General features: G+C 41.8%; 15 protein-coding genes and 1 pseudogene. 10 read left to right on the forward strand and 6 right to left on the reverse strand.

What is annotated here, in order from left to right; genetic code table 11:
- Positions 1–71 precede the first annotated feature (71 nt).
- The 4 genes from RDN93_RS09330 to RDN93_RS09345 all read right to left on the reverse strand — a co-directional run bounded on the left by RDN93_RS09330 (position 72) and on the right by RDN93_RS09345 (position 3,874).
- Positions 72–1,625, reverse strand: coding sequence for a 4Fe-4S dicluster domain-containing protein (locus tag RDN93_RS09330; protein WP_308745258.1), 1,554 nt, complete (start codon positions 1,623–1,625; stop codon positions 72–74).
- Positions 1,626–1,632: 7 nt separating this feature from the next.
- Positions 1,633–2,568: a DUF362 domain-containing protein gene (locus RDN93_RS09335; RefSeq protein ID WP_308745259.1), complete on the reverse strand. Its 936-nt coding sequence runs from the start codon at positions 2,566–2,568 to the stop codon at positions 1,633–1,635.
- Positions 2,569–2,584: 16 nt separating this feature from the next.
- On the reverse strand, positions 2,585–3,094 hold the full coding sequence (locus RDN93_RS09340; RefSeq protein ID WP_308745260.1) for an ECF transporter S component: 510 nt from the start codon (positions 3,092–3,094) through the stop codon (positions 2,585–2,587).
- Between the two features lie 243 nt (positions 3,095–3,337).
- Positions 3,338–3,874, reverse strand: a complete 537-nt coding sequence (locus RDN93_RS09345; RefSeq protein ID WP_308745261.1) for a methylated-DNA--[protein]-cysteine S-methyltransferase — start codon at positions 3,872–3,874, stop codon at positions 3,338–3,340.
- A gap of 130 nt (positions 3,875–4,004) precedes the next feature.
- On the opposite strand from RDN93_RS09345, the gene RDN93_RS09350 reads away from it, so the two are divergent.
- The 7 genes and pseudogenes from RDN93_RS09350 (at position 4,005) to RDN93_RS09380 (ending at position 11,175) form a co-directional block, all read left to right on the forward strand.
- Positions 4,005–4,808: a DUF4846 domain-containing protein gene (locus RDN93_RS09350; protein WP_308745262.1), complete on the forward strand. Its 804-nt coding sequence runs from the start codon at positions 4,005–4,007 to the stop codon at positions 4,806–4,808.
- Positions 4,809–4,988: 180 nt separating this feature from the next.
- Positions 4,989–6,491: a glutamine synthetase family protein gene (locus RDN93_RS09355; protein WP_308745263.1), complete on the forward strand. Its 1,503-nt coding sequence runs from the start codon at positions 4,989–4,991 to the stop codon at positions 6,489–6,491.
- A gap of 431 nt (positions 6,492–6,922) precedes the next feature.
- Entirely contained in the window at positions 6,923–7,819 is an 897-nt protein-coding gene (locus RDN93_RS09360) for a DUF6268 family outer membrane beta-barrel protein (RefSeq protein ID WP_308745264.1), read from the forward strand.
- 23 nt (positions 7,820–7,842) lie between these two features.
- On the forward strand, positions 7,843–8,868 hold the full coding sequence (locus RDN93_RS09365; RefSeq protein ID WP_308745265.1) for a histidine kinase: 1,026 nt from the start codon (positions 7,843–7,845) through the stop codon (positions 8,866–8,868).
- Entirely contained in the window at positions 8,865–9,920 is a 1,056-nt protein-coding gene (locus tag RDN93_RS09370; protein WP_308745266.1) for a histidine kinase, read from the forward strand. Before RDN93_RS09365 ends, RDN93_RS09370 begins: the two co-directional genes overlap by 4 nt.
- Positions 9,917–10,636: pseudogene (locus RDN93_RS09375) on the forward strand (LytR/AlgR family response regulator transcription factor). The gene RDN93_RS09370 and the pseudogene RDN93_RS09375 overlap by 4 nt, the downstream one beginning before the upstream one ends.
- 293 nt (positions 10,637–10,929) lie before the next feature.
- Positions 10,930–11,175 (forward strand): RNA-binding protein, encoded by a 246-nt coding sequence (locus tag RDN93_RS09380; protein ID WP_007755457.1) that lies wholly within the window; start codon positions 10,930–10,932, stop codon positions 11,173–11,175.
- 160 nt (positions 11,176–11,335) lie between these two features.
- Here the strand turns inward: RDN93_RS09380 and fabD are convergent, their stop codons facing one another.
- Positions 11,336–12,223: an ACP S-malonyltransferase gene (fabD, locus tag RDN93_RS09385; RefSeq protein WP_308745267.1), complete on the reverse strand. Its 888-nt coding sequence runs from the start codon at positions 12,221–12,223 to the stop codon at positions 11,336–11,338.
- A gap of 50 nt (positions 12,224–12,273) precedes the next feature.
- Positions 12,274–13,110 carry a bifunctional hydroxymethylpyrimidine kinase/phosphomethylpyrimidine kinase gene (gene thiD, locus RDN93_RS09390; protein ID WP_308745268.1) on the reverse strand — a complete coding sequence of 279 codons (837 nt, stop codon included), beginning with the start codon at positions 13,108–13,110 and terminating at the stop codon, positions 12,274–12,276.
- Positions 13,111–13,451: 341 nt separating this feature from the next.
- On the opposite strand from thiD, the gene RDN93_RS09395 reads away from it, so the two are divergent.
- The 3 genes from RDN93_RS09395 to xylA all read left to right on the forward strand — a co-directional run bounded on the left by RDN93_RS09395 (position 13,452) and on the right by xylA (position 17,167).
- On the forward strand, positions 13,452–14,183 hold the full coding sequence (locus tag RDN93_RS09395; RefSeq protein ID WP_308745269.1) for an NUDIX domain-containing protein: 732 nt from the start codon (positions 13,452–13,454) through the stop codon (positions 14,181–14,183).
- 102 nt (positions 14,184–14,285) lie between these two features.
- A complete protein-coding gene (locus RDN93_RS09400) occupies positions 14,286–15,809 on the forward strand; it encodes an FGGY-family carbohydrate kinase (RefSeq protein WP_308745270.1) in 1,524 nt (507 codons plus the stop codon).
- Positions 15,810–15,850: 41 nt separating this feature from the next.
- Positions 15,851–17,167: a xylose isomerase gene (gene xylA, locus RDN93_RS09405; protein ID WP_308745271.1), complete on the forward strand. Its 1,317-nt coding sequence runs from the start codon at positions 15,851–15,853 to the stop codon at positions 17,165–17,167.
- Positions 17,168–17,169: the final 2 nt, after the last annotated feature.

The raw sequence follows: 17,169 nt of genomic DNA on the forward strand, positions 1-17,169 counted from the left end.
TGAAAGTAGAAGGAATATAATGGATAGTTTTTACTGTGCCGGCCGGAAACTTTGTTCCGGCGCTCCATCGGTCAGAATCCGAAATCGTCTATTTCAACCTTGTGTTCCTCACTTTCTTTGAAAGGTTTCGCTTCCTTTTGTACCGGATTGCCTTCAATATAGATAGCGCGGAACGGACGGGCGGGGCAAACATATTCGCATCCGCCACAGCCTACGCAAATTTCTTTGTTTACATGAGGAATCGTAAGCCCGTCTTTGTAGGGCACCATTGCGACTGCTTGCGTGGGGCAGTGCTCGGAACAGGCTCCGCAACTGGTTCCGTCTGTATGGACAATACAATTTTCTTTAATAAAGACCACATATCCCATTTGAGTAAGATGTTTCTGCTCTACGCTTATCGGAAGAATAGCTCCGTTAGGGCAGACATCTCCGCAGGCAGTACAATCAAAGTTACAGAATCCTTTTTCAAAGCTGACGGTAGGCTGCATCATTCCTGCCAATCCATACTCCATAAAAGCCGGTTTCAGTACATGTGACGGGCATTTGCTGACACAAAGGTGGCACGATGTACATTGCTGCTGAAAATGTTCGCGGCTGACAGATCCCGGCGGAGTGATCGGATTCTCCTTTTTATATGCTTTTTTACCTTCCAGGCTCGCAACGGACTCTTTGGCTTGTGAAAGAAGTTTCGGAGCTGCTCCGGCAGTAAGTAGTCCTGCAATGAGAAAACGACGTTTGGATGAATCGGTATTTGGAGAGAGAGGTGCTTCCGAATCTTTTCCCGAACCTGACTGCCGTTTCTTTAAAGAAGGATTGTAGACCAATGCCTTTTGTTTACAAGCCCCCAGGCAGTCGAAGCAATCTACGCAACGGCTATAATCAACGGCATGTTCTTTGCTGTTGATGCACGCAGCCTTGCATTTGGTAGCGCAAAGCCCGCAGCCGTTACACCTGTCGGAGTCAATACGGACTTTGAACAATGAGAAACGGCTTAATAATCCTAATACTGTTCCTACGGGACAAATTGTGTTACACCAGGTTCGCCCGTGTTTCCATGCCATTATAAAAATGGCTACAAGCGTGATGACTGCAATGAGAAGGGATGAAATACTTAGAACAGAAGTATCTACCTGATAAAACGTATAATTGTCGAACTTGGAAAAAGTAGATTCCAATAGATTGTTTCCCAGCATATATACCGGCTTGAATACATGCACTGCAATCCGACCGTATGCGCTGTATGGGTCAAGCAATCCGACGATAAACGTAAATCCGCATAGAAAAGCGATGACAGTTACTCCGAACACACTCCAGCGCAAACTATTTTTGGCGGGACTGTAACTATACCTTTTTTTCTTTTTCCCTGTTGATTTTGACAGGCGTGCAATGACGTCCTGCAAAATTCCCATAGGGCAGATTATCGAACAATATACGCGCCCGAATAAAAGCGTTAATATAATGATAAATAATAAGATACCTATACTTAGTGAAAGCACGGCTGGAACAAACTGCAAGTGTGCCATCCGATGAAAACTGTTAGGTAATATTTCTGCGAAATCGAGAAAAAAGAAAGTAATCAGTACAAAAAAGAGTACTGATATTCCAATACGTAGCCTTCTTAACATGGTTGATTTACATCTTAATTCGCTTGACATTTAATTTGTCAATATTCATGGTTCCTACTTTCAATGCTTCTCCTTTGGCTAGATGCCCGACTGTATCCAACGGCATCTCACGCACTTGGTTGAAGAATTTGGCGGCGGCTGTGTCCACCGCTACAATATCCGGTGAGATAAACAATCCCTTCGCTAAAACGACATCCGAAGCAGAACGTCCGCGAGGACCGTTGGTCTTCATAATCCGGTAAGCGTCTACAACGTTCAGCACGGCCTTCTTTTGCAAGGTACAGATATCGGCAATACACTGTTGCAAGTCATTTTGGTGGAAGAATCCGCGATCCCATACAATTCCCATATGGTTTTTCATGGAGATAGTCAGATTGGCTCCGCCATGATTTTTCAGGATAGGAACATTGATCCATACGTCGCAGTTCAGGATTGCTTCGTGTACTTTTGCTTTCTTCATCTTCTTGCCGCTTGGGAGATCTACCGGTTTGTAATAAGACTCCAGATGTGCAGGCATCACCTTTGCTCCGGCATCTTTTGCTGCGGCTTCGATACCGCTGTTTTTGTAGCATTTCTGCCAGTCGTCGCAAGTATGGTCGAATACGGTCACTTCTTTTGCTCCGGCGGCAAAACATTGCTTCACGATTTCCGCCACTAATTTCGGATTCGTATTTCCTGCCAGTTCCGGCACTTTATCCCAGCCGATATTAGGCTTTACGACCACTTTCTGTCCCGGTTTGACGAATTGTTTCATACCCCCCAGTTCGCTTATGGCACGGCGGAACATGGCTTCCGGCTCTCCACCCATGACGGCTACCAGGTCAGGATTGGCTCCGTTTGCTTTATTGATAGTCTGAGTTAATATCTCCATAGCTTCCGATCGTTGTATAGTCAGAGCAGCGCCGGTTATAGCTACTGTTTTTAAAAAGTCCCTTCTATCCATTATTTCTATTTTGAGTTTAGAGTTTTGCAATCGCTTTTAACAGGGCATAACCACCAAACCACTGAATCAACATTCCCGGAATTCCGATACGGAAATCTTGTACCGCTGCATGGAAATTACCGAGAATCGCCCATTCGAAAGCAGTTCCTATGATCTGATAGGAGAGTACGACACCAAGAACGCTCAATAAAGAGACAGATTTCAGTGTTCGTGCGGCGAGAGCGGAAGCTCCGGCGAGCAAAGTGGATTTTATCAGTATAACCGGAAGCGCAGCTTCCGAAGGCATGGCAAACAACAGATAGTTAATGACGGGAGAAAGAATCGCAGTCAATAATCCTACGCGAAATCCATACTTATAGCCTGCAACCAATGTGAAAAAATAGATAGGCAGCAGGGTAGGGCCACCGTAAGGTGTAAGATGACATAGTTGTGGAAGTGCAATGTTGCCTGCAATAAACAGCAGAGCGAACAAGTAAGTTTTTACATTGCTGTAATTCAGCGAGTAGAGCTTGACAGATGTTTCCATTTTTGTTGATAACTTTTGTATTTAATAGAACGATAATATCTTAAAAATTAGACTTTCTTCTATTAAAAAGGTTTAATCCGGGAAAAGAACTATTTGCTTATTTTCTTAAAAATAGGACAGAAAAGTTTCAGACCCATTTGAAACATTTTGTTTCCCGGTGTGAAACGAATGGTTTCTCGGTGTGAAACAAAGTGTTTCAAGGCGTGAAACTTTTAGCTTCAAAGCACGAAACAGATTTTTGAACTATTTGGATGCCGTCCCTTTCTTTGGTACGAACAGGTTTGTCATATCTGCCTGTTCGAGAGTGAGTAATTCTATCTTTTTAGAAATACCGCCTGCATATCCTGTCAGGCTGCCGTTGCAACTTACAACCCGGTGGCAGGGAATGATAATGCTAATCGGATTGTGTCCCACCGCATTGCCTACCGCTTGCGTCGACATGGACGGCAGTCCGTTCCGGCGGGCTATTTCTTTGGCAATATCCTTGTACGTAATGATTTTGCCGTAAGGGATTTCCTTTAATATTTTCCATACGGAGAGACGGAAAGGGGTACCTTCCAAGTGTATCTCAGGCATGAAGCCGGGGTTCTTCCCACTAAAATAGCAATCGAGCCATTCTTTGGTTTGCTCGAATACGGGCAATGCTTTTTCTTCGTGTTTAGGAGACAACGAAGCGGCAAAATATTTCTGCCCGTCAAACCACAAACCTGTCAAGGAGTTACCGTCACTTGCGATTGTTATTCCGCCAATAGGGGACTGATATTTGTAAATGTATTGCATAACGTTATATATAATAAGGTGGTGTCTTTTACAAAAGTAGCATTTCATTTTTAAATAATATCTTTTTTGTCTCAGTTTTGGTGAGTAATTACTTATATTTGTCTTGATACAACTATAAAACATATTATAAATGAAGCATTTGCTAATATATATAGGACTGTTCTGCGCAATCCTGCAATTACGGGGACAAGAGAGGGTTGCTTCAAGAATTATCCCACCGGCAGGGTATGTCAGGGAATCTTGTGCCAATAATTCGTTTACGGGCTATTTACGTAATCTGCCTTTGCTGCCGAAAGGCAGCAAAGTGATGCTCTACAACGGAAAAGAAAAGTCGAACCAGTCTGCTGCCTATGCTGTAGTAGATATGGAGATTGGCAACCGTGACTTGCAGCAATGTGCTGATGCTGTGATGCGTTTGCGTGCGGAGTATCTGTGGGGGCAAAAGAGGTATGGAGATATAAAATTCAACTTCACAAACGGCTTTCCTGCCGAATATAAAAAATGGGCGGAAGGAAGCCGTATAAAAGTCAACGGTAATCAAGTGCAGTGGTATGCTTCGGGCAAAGGGACAGATTATTCCTATAAAACTTTCCGCAATTATCTCGATATGGTTTTTATGTATGCCGGAACGGCTTCTTTATCGAAAGAGCTCCAGATTGTGGCTTATACTTCTTTGCAACCCGGTGATGTTTTTATACAAGGCGGTTCTCCCGGTCATGCTGTCATTGTAATAGATGTCGCAGTTCATCCGGCTACGAAAAAGAAAGTATTCCTGTTGGCACAAAGCTATATGCCTGCACAGCAGATTCACATTCTTGTAAATCCTGTCAGCCGCAGCCTTTCTCCCTGGTATGAATTGACGGAAACCGATAGCGGCAAATTATATACGCCGGAATGGATTTTTGAGAAGAAAGACTTAAAACGCTTTAAGTAGGCGAACAGGCTAAATAAGCGAATAGGCAAAATAAGCAAACAGATGAAGTAGGCGGACGGATTTAAATGAAAGGTAGTAAGGAAATAATTAAATCTTTTTTATTTGGTTTTCTATCTTTTCGTTATCTTTGGCGATTAACAAACCGTTTTTTAATCATACAACAACGAAAAACAACCGATCATGAATCAAGAGTTATCAATGAATGCCAATAAATTGGTGGCATTTCTTAAGAAGCCGGCTTCTGAATTTACCAAAGCCGACATTATTTCATTTATTCAGCAAAACGACATCCGCATGGTCAATTTCATGTATCCCGCGGGAGACGGTCGTCTGAAAACTTTAAATTTTGTCATCAACAATCAAGCTTATCTGGAAGCTATCCTTACCTGTGGAGAACGGGTAGACGGTTCCAGCCTTTTCTCCTTTATCGAAGCGGGAAGTAGTGACCTGTATGTCATTCCCCGATTCAGTACGGCATTTGTCGATCCGTTTGCTGAAATACCTACGCTGTCTATTCTTTGTTCTTTTTTCAATAAGGACGGAGAACCGTTGGAAAGCTCGCCGGAATATACGCTTCATAAAGCTAGCAAAGCATTTACGGACGTGACGGGAATGGAGTTTCAGGCAATGGGTGAGTTGGAATATTATGTGATAGCACCGGATACGGGTATGTTTGAGGCAACCGACCAGCGTGGTTATCATGAATCGGGGCCTTATGCCAAATTCAATGAGTTCCGTACACAATGTATGTCTTATATCTCACAGACTGGCGGGCAAATTAAGTATGGACACTCTGAAGTGGGTAACTTTACCTTGGAAGGCTATATCTATGAGCAGAATGAGATAGAGTTTTTGCCGGTTCCTGTTGAACAGGCTGCCGACCAGTTGATGATTGCCAAATGGGTAATCCGTAACCTGGGATTCAAATATGGATATAATGTTACGTTTGCTCCTAAGATAACAGCAGGTAAAGCGGGTTCCGGTTTGCATGTCCATATGCGTATCATGCAGGACGGAAAGAATCAGATGTTGAAAGACGGTATTTTGTCGGAAACAGCCCGGAAGGCTATTGCCGGAATGATGGAGCTTGCACCTTCAATCACAGCCTTCGGAAACACGAATCCTACTTCATACTTCCGTCTTGTTCCGCATCAGGAAGCACCGACGAATGTTTGTTGGGGCGACCGTAACCGTTCCGTATTAGTACGTGTACCTTTGGGGTGGGCTGCTAAGAAGGATATGTGTACATTAGCGAATCCGTTAGAAACGGAAAGCCATTTTGATACCACTCAGAAGCAGACAGTGGAAATGCGCTCACCGGACGGTTCGGCAGATTTGTATCAACTGCTTGCCGGACTGGCTGTTGCTTGTCGTCATGGTTTTGAAATAGAGAATGCTCTGGAACTGGCTGAAAAGACGTATGTGAATGTGAATATTCACCAGAAAGAAAACGAAGATAAGTTGCAGACATTGGCTCAATTACCGGATAGCTGCGTTGCGTCGGCCGATTGCCTGGAACAACAACGGGCTATTTTCGAACAATACAATGTATTTAGTCCGGCAATGATTGACGGCATTATCCGTAAACTCCGTAGCTATGAAGATAAGACATTGCGTGCGGACTTGGACGGAAAACCGCAGGAGATGCTTGATTTGGTTCATAAGTATTTCCACTGCGGATAATGTAGTAACTGATTATATGAAGAGGCTGTCTCAAAAATTGAGTTCAGCCTCTTTTTTGTTCATCTTACATTTTGGAAATAAACCATTCAAAAGTTGCCTGCATCACAAGCATATCTTCTTTATTGAATAAAGAGACTTCTACATTTAGTAAAATCCGTCCCTTTGGGTTGATAGCTTCAATCACATTGCATTTAACCTCTAAAAATCTTGGGTATTATTCAGCCAGCCTATAACTGAATTTAATTATTACTCCGTTAGTTTCATGAATATACTTATTTGGTCAAAGTTAAAAGAAAAAAGTAGAAAACAGTCCATGAAGGAAGAAATGATTCGTTTTGTCTACTGGATATTGGGTTTGGTCTACAATTTTCCAACATAGATTGGCAATGCTCTATTTTTGCCTCATTCAAATTCAAAAAACAGATAAAAGAATGAAATCTATTTTATTAAGTGTGTTCGTCTTGCTTTTATTTTTATCGGAAAATGTACGGGCACAGGTAACTATTAAAACTGGGTATATCTCTTCTTCACAATATAAAGATGAGGAAGGGCAGAAAACAGGCGGGAGAGGAGATATGCGGTTTGTTGAAGGAAACGTCAATATACCTGTTTCGCAGAAAATGAATGAAAGAAAGCAGCCTACGGTCTGGATGATTTCAGCGGGAGCAAGCTATACAGCTCTGAATAATAAAAAACTCCAATCCTATATAGATGTAGATCAAATCATAAATACGCAGTTGAGTGTGACCAACATTCGTCCGATTAGCAAGAGATGGTTGTTGCTGACTACAATCGGCGCAGGAGTTTATACAACTTCTGATGTGAGACTGAAAAATATCCTTGGGCAAGGGGGAGTTGTTTTTATCCGGCAGTTTAAGCCCAATCTGTCTTTAGGAGCCGGACTGGCTATTAATAACACTTTTGGCTATCCGATGCTGTTTCCGGCAATTTATTTTGATTGGAGCACCGAAGGGCGTTATCAGATAAAAGTATCCATGCTCAATGCTATGGAAGTTTCGGCAGGAATGAGAATGAATAAATACCTGAACCTGAAAGTGGTCGCGGAAATGAACGGTTCGCTGGCATTATTGGAAAGAGAAGGGAAAGACGCTGTGTTTTCCCAACAATTCATTATTGCAGGTTTACAGCCGGAGTTCAATATCGGAAATTCTTTTTCCGTGACTGCTACTGCCGGTGTGTCATGCAGCCGGATAGCCTATTACACCACTCGCACTTTAAAAGCTTTCTTTAAAGATATGTCGAAAGACGCAGACCCTTATTTTAAACCGGCAGCATATGTTTCGTTGGGAATGAAGTATCAATTCTAAAAAAGTAGTAACTTTATCGCCTGATGTCAGTGAAGATACCTTTATATAGATTACTAAAACAAATAGGTATATTTTTATTAGTTGCCTTTTTAGTATTCAGAGGCACATTTGTTGAAGATAACAGTGTAGGGCTGAATCCGGTGACAGGTGTGAACTTGGTGCTTTCGTTTATACTCTGGGGAATAATAAACGTACATACTTACCGGCTGATTCCCGAATATCTGTTTCAAGGACGATATAAAGCCTATATCGGCTTTACAATTTCTCTTGTCTTATGTATGTTGATATTATTATTCATCGGTGTTTATGTCATGGGACAGTATTATCCCATGCCCGACAATATCAAAACGCTCAATTCGAGATTTTTCTTTTTTCTATTATTGAATACTCTTGCTCTTATTCTTTACTTCTTTGCTTTCTCTTTCACTATTTTCTTGCGTCGTTGGGTATCTTATCATCATCGGCTGAATGAATTGGAGAATAGCGGTCTTCAAACCGAATTGAACCATTTGAAAGAGCAATTACAACCTGATTTCCTTTCTAAAATGTTGAATAAAGCCCGGACTCTTTCTTTAGAAGATGCTGATAGAGCGTCAGCACTTATCTTTAAATTGAGCCGGTTGCTTCGGTATCAACTCTATGAAAGTGCACATAAAAAAGTATTGTTAGGTGACGATATGCGATTTATGACCGACTATCTGGAATTGGAAAAAATATGTAATCCGGCTTTTAATTATGCTTTCCGAATGGAAAGCAAAGTAACTTATATGCAAATTCCGCCTTTACTATTTATGCCAATCATCGAATATGCAATTCAGAACAGTATAGATGCGGAAAAAAATATTGCGGTCGAATTGAGGGTAGAAAAGGAGATGCTTCTTTTTACTTGTACTTATCATTTAAAAGAAAGCATATGGAGAAAGTCACTTCCCGCTTTTGAAAAACTTAAGCACCGGTTGAAACTGTTGTATCCGAAAGGAGATTATCTGTTAAAGAATCATCGTGATAACCAATTGGGATGCGTTACTGATTTAAAGATTAAATTATGAAAGATTCCAAAATCATATACAACTGGGGAAAGAGTCTGGTCGATCATCAGTTCAGGCTGTTGGGACATTTGCTATTGCTGGTTCTGATACTCTTTCTCGGTTTTCAGAATATACATGGAAGTTTTAACAGCGACGGTTTCTTGTACGCGTTTGTCGTGAGCACACTCATATTTGCTCTTCCTATTTATTTGAGTATTTATTGGCTGGTTCCCCGCTTTCTGAATAAACACCAGCTTGCACATTACTGGTTTTGGTTTTCCGTAATCATTCTTTTGAGCGTATTGTTGGGGCTTGTCTTTTTATATCCTCTTCATCAGCGATATGGGATTGATGACTTCCACTTACAGGATGGGCGACCCTTCTCTTTTTTGAGTTTTATGCATTCTGTCGTCACATTAATGTTGATAGCGAGCGGGTGTACCAGCTTCGAGCTTTTCCGGCGTTGGATAATTTCCGGCAAGGAAATTATGGAATTGGAGAAAGCTACCAAACAGACGGAGTTGCAACAACTGAAGAATCAGATTAATCCTCACTTCCTCTTCAATATGCTGAACAATGCCAATATCTTAGTGAAAGAAAATGCAGTGGAAGCATCGCAGATATTAGCGAAGCTGGATGATTTGCTATGCTATCAATTCAATGACAGCGCACGGAAGGAAGTATTTCTGCAGGCAGATATTCAGTTCCTAGTCGATTATCTTGAACTGGAGAAAGTACGGCGGGATTGTTTTGAATATCACGTAACAACGGAGGGTGAACTTGATGAGGTTTGCGTCCCCCCATTGCTTTTCATCCCTTTTGTGGAGAATGCAGTGAAACACAACCCGGATAGTAATAATCTGTCGTATGTACATCTCTATTTTAAGGTTCGTGATAATAAACTGCTGTTTCGCTGCGAGAACTCCAAACCGCCTGTCCCGGTAAAGAAAGAAGGTGGAATCGGACTGGTCAATATACGGCGCAGACTGGATTTACTTTACGGATTGAGATATGTGTTGGAAATAGAAGATAAGGAAACAACTTATAATGTCAACTTACATTTGAGCCTATGAATTGTATTATTGTCGATGACGAGCCGGTGGCTCGTAAAGGAATGAAAACATTGGTGGAGCAGATTCCTCAATTGGTATTGACCGGTAGTTTTAATAATGCCCTTGCCGCATCCGCTTTTATGAACGAACATACGGTCGATTTGGTCTTTCTCGATATTCAGATGCCGGGAATAACCGGATTGGAGTTTGCACAGAGCATTCCTAAAGATACATTGGTCATTTTTACAACGGCCTATGCGGAATACGCACTTGATAGCTACGATGTGGGTGCCATTGATTATCTGGTAAAACCCATAGAGATGAACCGTTTTCTGAAAGCGGTCAATAAAGCCGTTGCATATCATAAGTTGTTGTTGCCGGAAACACTTGAAAGGGTAGAGGAGATTCAGGAAGAATATATCTTCATCAAGTCCGAGCGACGTTATTTCAGGATAAATTTCGGTGATATCCTTTTTATTGAGGGGTTGAAGGATTATTCGATTCTTCAGTTGGAAGACTAGCGTGTGGTGACTAAGATAAATTTAAAGAATATCCACGAGCAACTCCCCGGTAGACAATTTCTTCGGGTGAACAAGTCTTATATTGTCAATGTCTCCCGGATTGACTCTTTTGATACGAATGATATTTTTATCAAGTCTTATGAAATAGCTATAGGCGGAAGTTATAAGAAACTCTTTTTTGAAGAATTTGTGATGAAGAATCTGCCGAAAGAATAGTTTTGGTGATTAGCTTGGAGAATTCCGGTGACAGGAAATACCCGGCAATAAGGGGAAATTCCGTTAAGTATTGGTCTATTTTCATAAAAAAGATGTTTTATGAAAAGAAAAAGGAGAGGATATAGTGCGATATCTGAAAATAATGCTTTCCTTTGTACCAACAACAATAAAGAGGTTTATTGCGATTTGATTATTTTACATGAATCTTCTCATTTATTTGAGCATATCCATTTCTAATTTAGCTCTTCCCAAAACTTTCTTATTGAATTATTAATTTTTTATATTTGTATTTTATGAATTTGTACATTGGAAATCTTAGCTATAATGTTAAGGAATCAGACTTGAGAAATGTAATGGAAGAGTATGGAACAGTTGCTTCAGTAAAGTTAATCACAGACCGTGAGACTAGAAGATCAAAAGGTTTTGCGTTTATCGAAATGCCGGATGATACAGAAGCAAACAATGCTATCAAACAATTGAATGGTGCTGAATATGTAGGTCGTTCAATGGTAGTAAAAGAAGCTTTGCCAAGAAACTAAGACTGGAATATATAGCCGATAATAGAGACGGGCGTGTTAGGTAAACTAGCACGCCCGTCTTCTTTTTAGTCCTTCTTTGGTATGAAGATTGAACACAAAAAAGCGTATTGGCAATTCTGCCAACACGCTGTAAACTAATAAATAGTATATTTATTGACTTTTATGCAATGCCATGAGCACTGACAGTACCGTCTATCTTTTTAATCAGACCTTGAAGCACTGCACCCGGACCGCATTCTGTGAAATCAGTAGCACCATCGGCAACCATGTTTTTCACTGATTGAGTCCAACGTACGGAAGCAGTCAACTGGGCAACCAGGTTTTTCTTGATTTCTGCAGGGTCAGTATGAGGAAGAGCATCCACATTCTGATATACCGGACATTTGGGAGTATGAATTTCTGTTGCCTTGATGGCAGCTTCCAATTCTACTTTAGCAGGATCCATCAGCGGAGAGTGGAAAGCACCACCCACTTTCAACGGAAGAGCGCGTTTTGCTCCGGCAGCCTTCATCAGTTCGCAAGCCTTTTCGATTCCCGGTATGGAACCTGAGATAACGATTTGTCCCGGACAGTTGTAGTTGGCAGGTACGCAAACTTCACCTTCCGCATTTACAGAAGTACAGATTTCTTCTACTTTTTCATCCGGCAATGCGATGATGGCAGCCATTGTGGAAGGAGTTGCCTCACAAGCTTTCTGCATAGCCATTGCACGTGCGTAAACAAGTTTCAAACCATCTTCAAAGCTCAGGGCTCCGGCAGCTACCAATGCCGAGAATTCACCGAGGGAGTGTCCTGCTGTCATTTCCGGCTGGAAGTCGTCGCCCATGCAAAGGGCAGAGATAACAGAATGAAGGAATACGGCAGGTTGAGTCACTTTTGTCTGACGAAGGTCTTCGTCTGTACCGTTGAACATGATATCTGTAATGCGATATCCGAGGATATCATTTGCTTTTTCAAACAATTCTTTTGCTAAAGCTGAGTTTTCATACAGGTCTTTACCCATTCCCACGAATTGGGCGCCTTGACCGGGAAATACAAATGCTTTCATATTTTTATTATTTAATTGATTTTTAATTGCGGGTGCAAAGTTACGTATTTTTATGATACGACCGCACAAAATGTACACATTTGTGCAATGGAGTCGGGAAAATGCCATAGCGGACCGTTGCCGTGACCGATGTGCAAATCCTTTCCTGCAATGATAGCCTGGGTGATATAAGTCTTGGCATGCTGGATGGAGTCCCGTATGGGATAACCTTTTGCCAGGCAGGTAGCAATGGCGGAGGAGAGGGTACAGCCTGTTCCGTGCAGATTGTTGCTTTCTACTTTTTTCTCCTTATATATATGGTATATAAATTCGGCTGTGTGCAGAAGGTCGAACATGACATCTCCTTCCAGATGCCCGCCTTTTACTAAAACGCTTGTATGGAAATTCTCCGTCAATATTTTGGCTGCTTCCTGCATCTCCTGGATGTTATGGATACTTTTGCCTGTGAGTACAGTCGCTTCGTCAATATTGGGCGTAATTAAAGTAGCAAGTGGCAGTAACTCCTTTTTTATTTCTTCTATGGTTTCGTCCGTCATCAGTTTTCGTCCGCTGGTAGATACCATCACTGGGTCATACACGACATATTCCGGTGTGTATTTTCGCAGGCAATCGGCAATGGCATGTACAGTCTGAATATCATGCACCATTCCTATTTTTATGGAGACAGGCTGAAGGTCTTCCATCACAGCCTCTATTTGCCCGCGGACAATTTCAGGGGACATAGCCTGCACGGCACGTACTCCCAAAGTGTTTTGTATGGTAACTGCGGTGATAGCCGATGCCGCATATCCGCCTAAGGCCGAGATTGTTTTTATATCTGCCTGGATACCTGCACCACCCGAACAATCGGAACCGGCAATAGATAAAATGACTGGATGAGATTCCATTTTAGTTTTTTTAATATTTACTCTACAAAGATAGAATAAAAAACGATAAGGTACAAAATGATATATCGTCTAAAGTACAATAAGTGCCTTTGTTGCCGTCCACTGGAACTCATATGAAAAGTACTGATAATAAAGCGCAAATATAGTTTTTGTACTTTATACAATTACTCACCCCCGAAACAGCTAAAATACATATTGTAAATCAGAAGATAACACTAAGTGTTGATATTGTATAATATATGATATGTATTTGTGTGAAAAACAATGTTTTATAGCATATATGTGAATTTTGTTTTGGTGGCATTTCCCCTCTATATTTGCATCGTCTTAAAGAAACGGATATGCAGAATATACAGAAAAATACCCCTTTGGCAAATAATCACATATCAGTAGACTGTGTGGTGATTGGTTTTGACGGAGAACAATTGAAAGTATTGCTTGTAAAGCGTGCAGGTGAAGAAAACGGCGAGGTATATCACGATATGAAACTTCCCGGAAGCCTTATATATATGGATGAAGATTTAGACGAAGCTGCGCAACGTGTATTATTTGAACTGACAGGACTTAAGAATGTGAATCTGATGCAGTTCAAAGCATTCGGCTCTAAGAACAGAACCAGCAATCCTAAAGATGTACGTTGGCTGGAACGTGCCATGCAGTCGAGGGTGGAACGTATTGTGACTATCGCTTATTTGTCAATGGTGAAGATTGACCGTACGCTGGATAAGAACCTGGATGAGCATCAGGCTTGTTGGATTGCTCTGAGAGATGTTAAAACGCTGGCTTTCGACCATAACTTGATTATCCGCGAAGCGATGACTTATATCCGCCAATTCGTGGAGTTCAATCCCTCCATATTATTCGAACTGCTTCCGCGTAAATTTACGGCTGCACAGTTGAGAACTCTTTTTGAGTTGGTATATGACAAAGCAGTGGATGTGCGCAATTTCCATAAGAAAATAGCCATGATGGAATATGTGGTTCCTTTGGAAGAAAAGCAGCAGGGAGTGGCTCATCGTGCCGCCCGTTATTATAAGTTCGATAAGAAAATATATAATAAGGTGAGACGGTAAGAAGAAGCTATATGTTATAAAACTATACCTTATATAGTTTTCGTACTAAACAGCCGTTCATTTAAATCGTAAATAGTAAATCGTTAAATCGTAAATAAAATTATGTTTCTATTAGGCTATGACATAGGTAGCTCGTCTGTAAAAGCGAGCCTGGTAAATGCTGAAACAGGCAAATGTGTATCATCGGCATTTTTCCCGAAGACGGAAGCGAATATTATCGCAGTGAATCCCGGATGGGCAGAACAAGACCCGGAGAGTTGGTGGGAGAACTTGAAGCTGGCTACGCAGGCTATTATGACTGAATCGGGCGTAAGCGCTGCCGAGATTAAAGCTATCGGTATCTCTTATCAGATGCACGGATTGGTATGCGTTGATAAGAATCAGCACGTGTTGCGTCCTGCTATTATTTGGTGTGACTCTCGTGCTGTGCCTTATGGACAGAAAGCATTTGAGACAATCGGAGAGGAGAAATGTCTTTCTCACTTGTTGAACTCGCCGGGTAACTTTACAGCGTCCAAATTGGCATGGATTAAGGCAAACGAACCTGCCATCTATGAGCAGATTTACAAAATAATGCTGCCGGGAGATTATATCGCCATGAAACTGAGCGGTGAAATCTGTACGACAGTTTCCGGACTTTCGGAAGGTATGTTCTGGGATTTCAAGAACAACCGGGTAGCTGATTTCCTAATGGATTACTACGGATTCGATTCGTCGCTGATAGCGGATATTAAACCTACTTTTGCAGAGCAGGGTCGTGTCAATGCTGCGACAGCCAAAGAGTTAGGTTTGAAAGAAGGCACTCCGATAACATACCGTGCCGGTGACCAGCCTAATAATGCCCTTTCTTTGAATGTGTTTAATCCGGGTGAGATAGCTTCTACGGCAGGAACATCGGGAGTGGTTTATGGAGTAAACGGCGAAGTAAATTATGACCCCCAATCACGTGTCAATACTTTTGCGCATGTCAATCATTCAATAGATCAGACCCGTTTGGGAGTATTGCTTTGTATCAATGGAACAGGCATTCTTAATTCGTGGGTAAAACGGAACATTGCTCCCGAAGGAATATCTTATAATGAAATGAATGTATTGGCGTCCAAAGCTCCTATCGGCAGTGCGGGAATCAGTATTCTGCCGTTTGGTAACGGTGCCGAACGTATGCTGAATAATAAGGAAATAGGTTGCAGTATTCGCGGGCTGGACTTCAATATGCATGGCAAGCATCATATTATTCGTGCGGCTCAGGAAGGTATTGTGTTCTCCTTTAAATATGGTATTGATATTATGGAACAGATGGGGATTCCTGTGAAGATGATTCATGCGGGACATGCCAATATGTTTTTGAGTCCTATTTTCCGTGATACTTTGGCGGGAGTGACAGGAGCTACTATCGAGCTTTATGATACAGACGGTTCCGTAGGTGCTGCGAAAGGTGCGGGTATTGGCGCAGGTATCTACAAAGACAATAATGAAGCATTTGCTACACTCGACAAACTGGATGTGATTGAGCCCAATGTGGCTAAACGTCAGGAATATGCGGACGCATATGCTAAATGGAAATATCGCCTTGAAAAATCAATGGCAGGCAAAATACCGGCTCCGTTTTTTTCTTCAGATAAGTAATTGACAATATAAATAATAACCATTTAAAAATAAAAAGAATTATGGCAACAAAAGAATTTTTCCCGGGAATTGAAAAGATTAAGTTCGAAGGTAAAGATAGTAAGAACCCGATGGCATTCCGTTACTACGATGCTGAAAAGGTAATTAACGGTAAGAAGATGAAAGATTGGTTGAGGTTCTCTATGGCATGGTGGCATACGTTGTGTGCAGAAGGCGGCGACCAATTCGGTGGCGGAACAAAACAATTCCCTTGGAATAGCAATGCAGACGCTATTCAGGCTGCTAAAGATAAAATGGATGCAGGTTTCGAATTCATGCAGAAAATGGGTATCGAATACTACTGTTTCCATGATGTAGACTTGGTATCCGAAGGTACAAGCATTGAAGAATACGAAGCCAACCTGAAAGAAATCGTAGCTTACGCAAAGCAGAAACAAGCTGAAACAGGTATCAAACTGTTATGGGGTACTGCCAATGTATTCGGTCATGCGCGTTATATGAACGGTGCTGCTACTAATCCTGATTTTGACGTTGTAGCCCGTGCTGCCGTTCAGATTAAGAATGCTATTGACGCTACTATCGAACTTGGTGGTCAGAATTATGTGTTTTGGGGTGGACGTGAAGGTTATATGTCTCTTTTGAACACTGACCAGAAACGTGAAAAAGAACATCTCGCTCAAATGCTGACTATCGCTCGCGACTATGCCCGTGCCCGTGGTTTCAAAGGTACTTTCCTGATTGAACCGAAACCGATGGAACCGACTAAACATCAGTATGACGTAGACACAGAAACCGTAATCGGCTTCTTGAAAGCTCATGGTCTGGATAAAGATTTCAAAGTGAATATTGAAGTAAACCATGCAACTTTGGCAGGTCATACTTTCGAACACGAACTGGCAGTAGCAGTAGACAATGGTATGTTGGGGTCTATCGACGCTAACCGTGGTGACTATCAGAATGGTTGGGATACAGACCAGTTCCCGATTGACAACTACGAACTGACTCAGGCTATGATGCAGATTATCCGCAACGGTGGATTGGGCAACGGTGGAACAAACTTCGATGCTAAGACTCGTCGTAACTCTACCGACTTGGAAGATATCTTCATCGCTCACATTGCAGGTATGGACGCCATGGCGCGTGCATTGGAAAGTGCAGCAGCTCTGTTGAACGAATCTCCATACAAGAAAATGCTAGCTGACCGTTACGCTTCATTTGATGGCGGTAAAGGTAAGGAATTTGAAGACGGCAAGTTGTCTTTGGAAGATGTGGTTGCTTATGCTAAAGCAAACGGTGAACCGAAGCAGACTAGCGGTAAACAAGAACTTTATGAAGCAATTCTGAATATGTATTGCTAATT

The organism is uncultured Bacteroides sp., from assembly GCF_902491285.1.
In the GTDB taxonomy this organism is placed as follows: Bacteria; Bacteroidota; Bacteroidia; order Bacteroidales; family Bacteroidaceae; genus Bacteroides.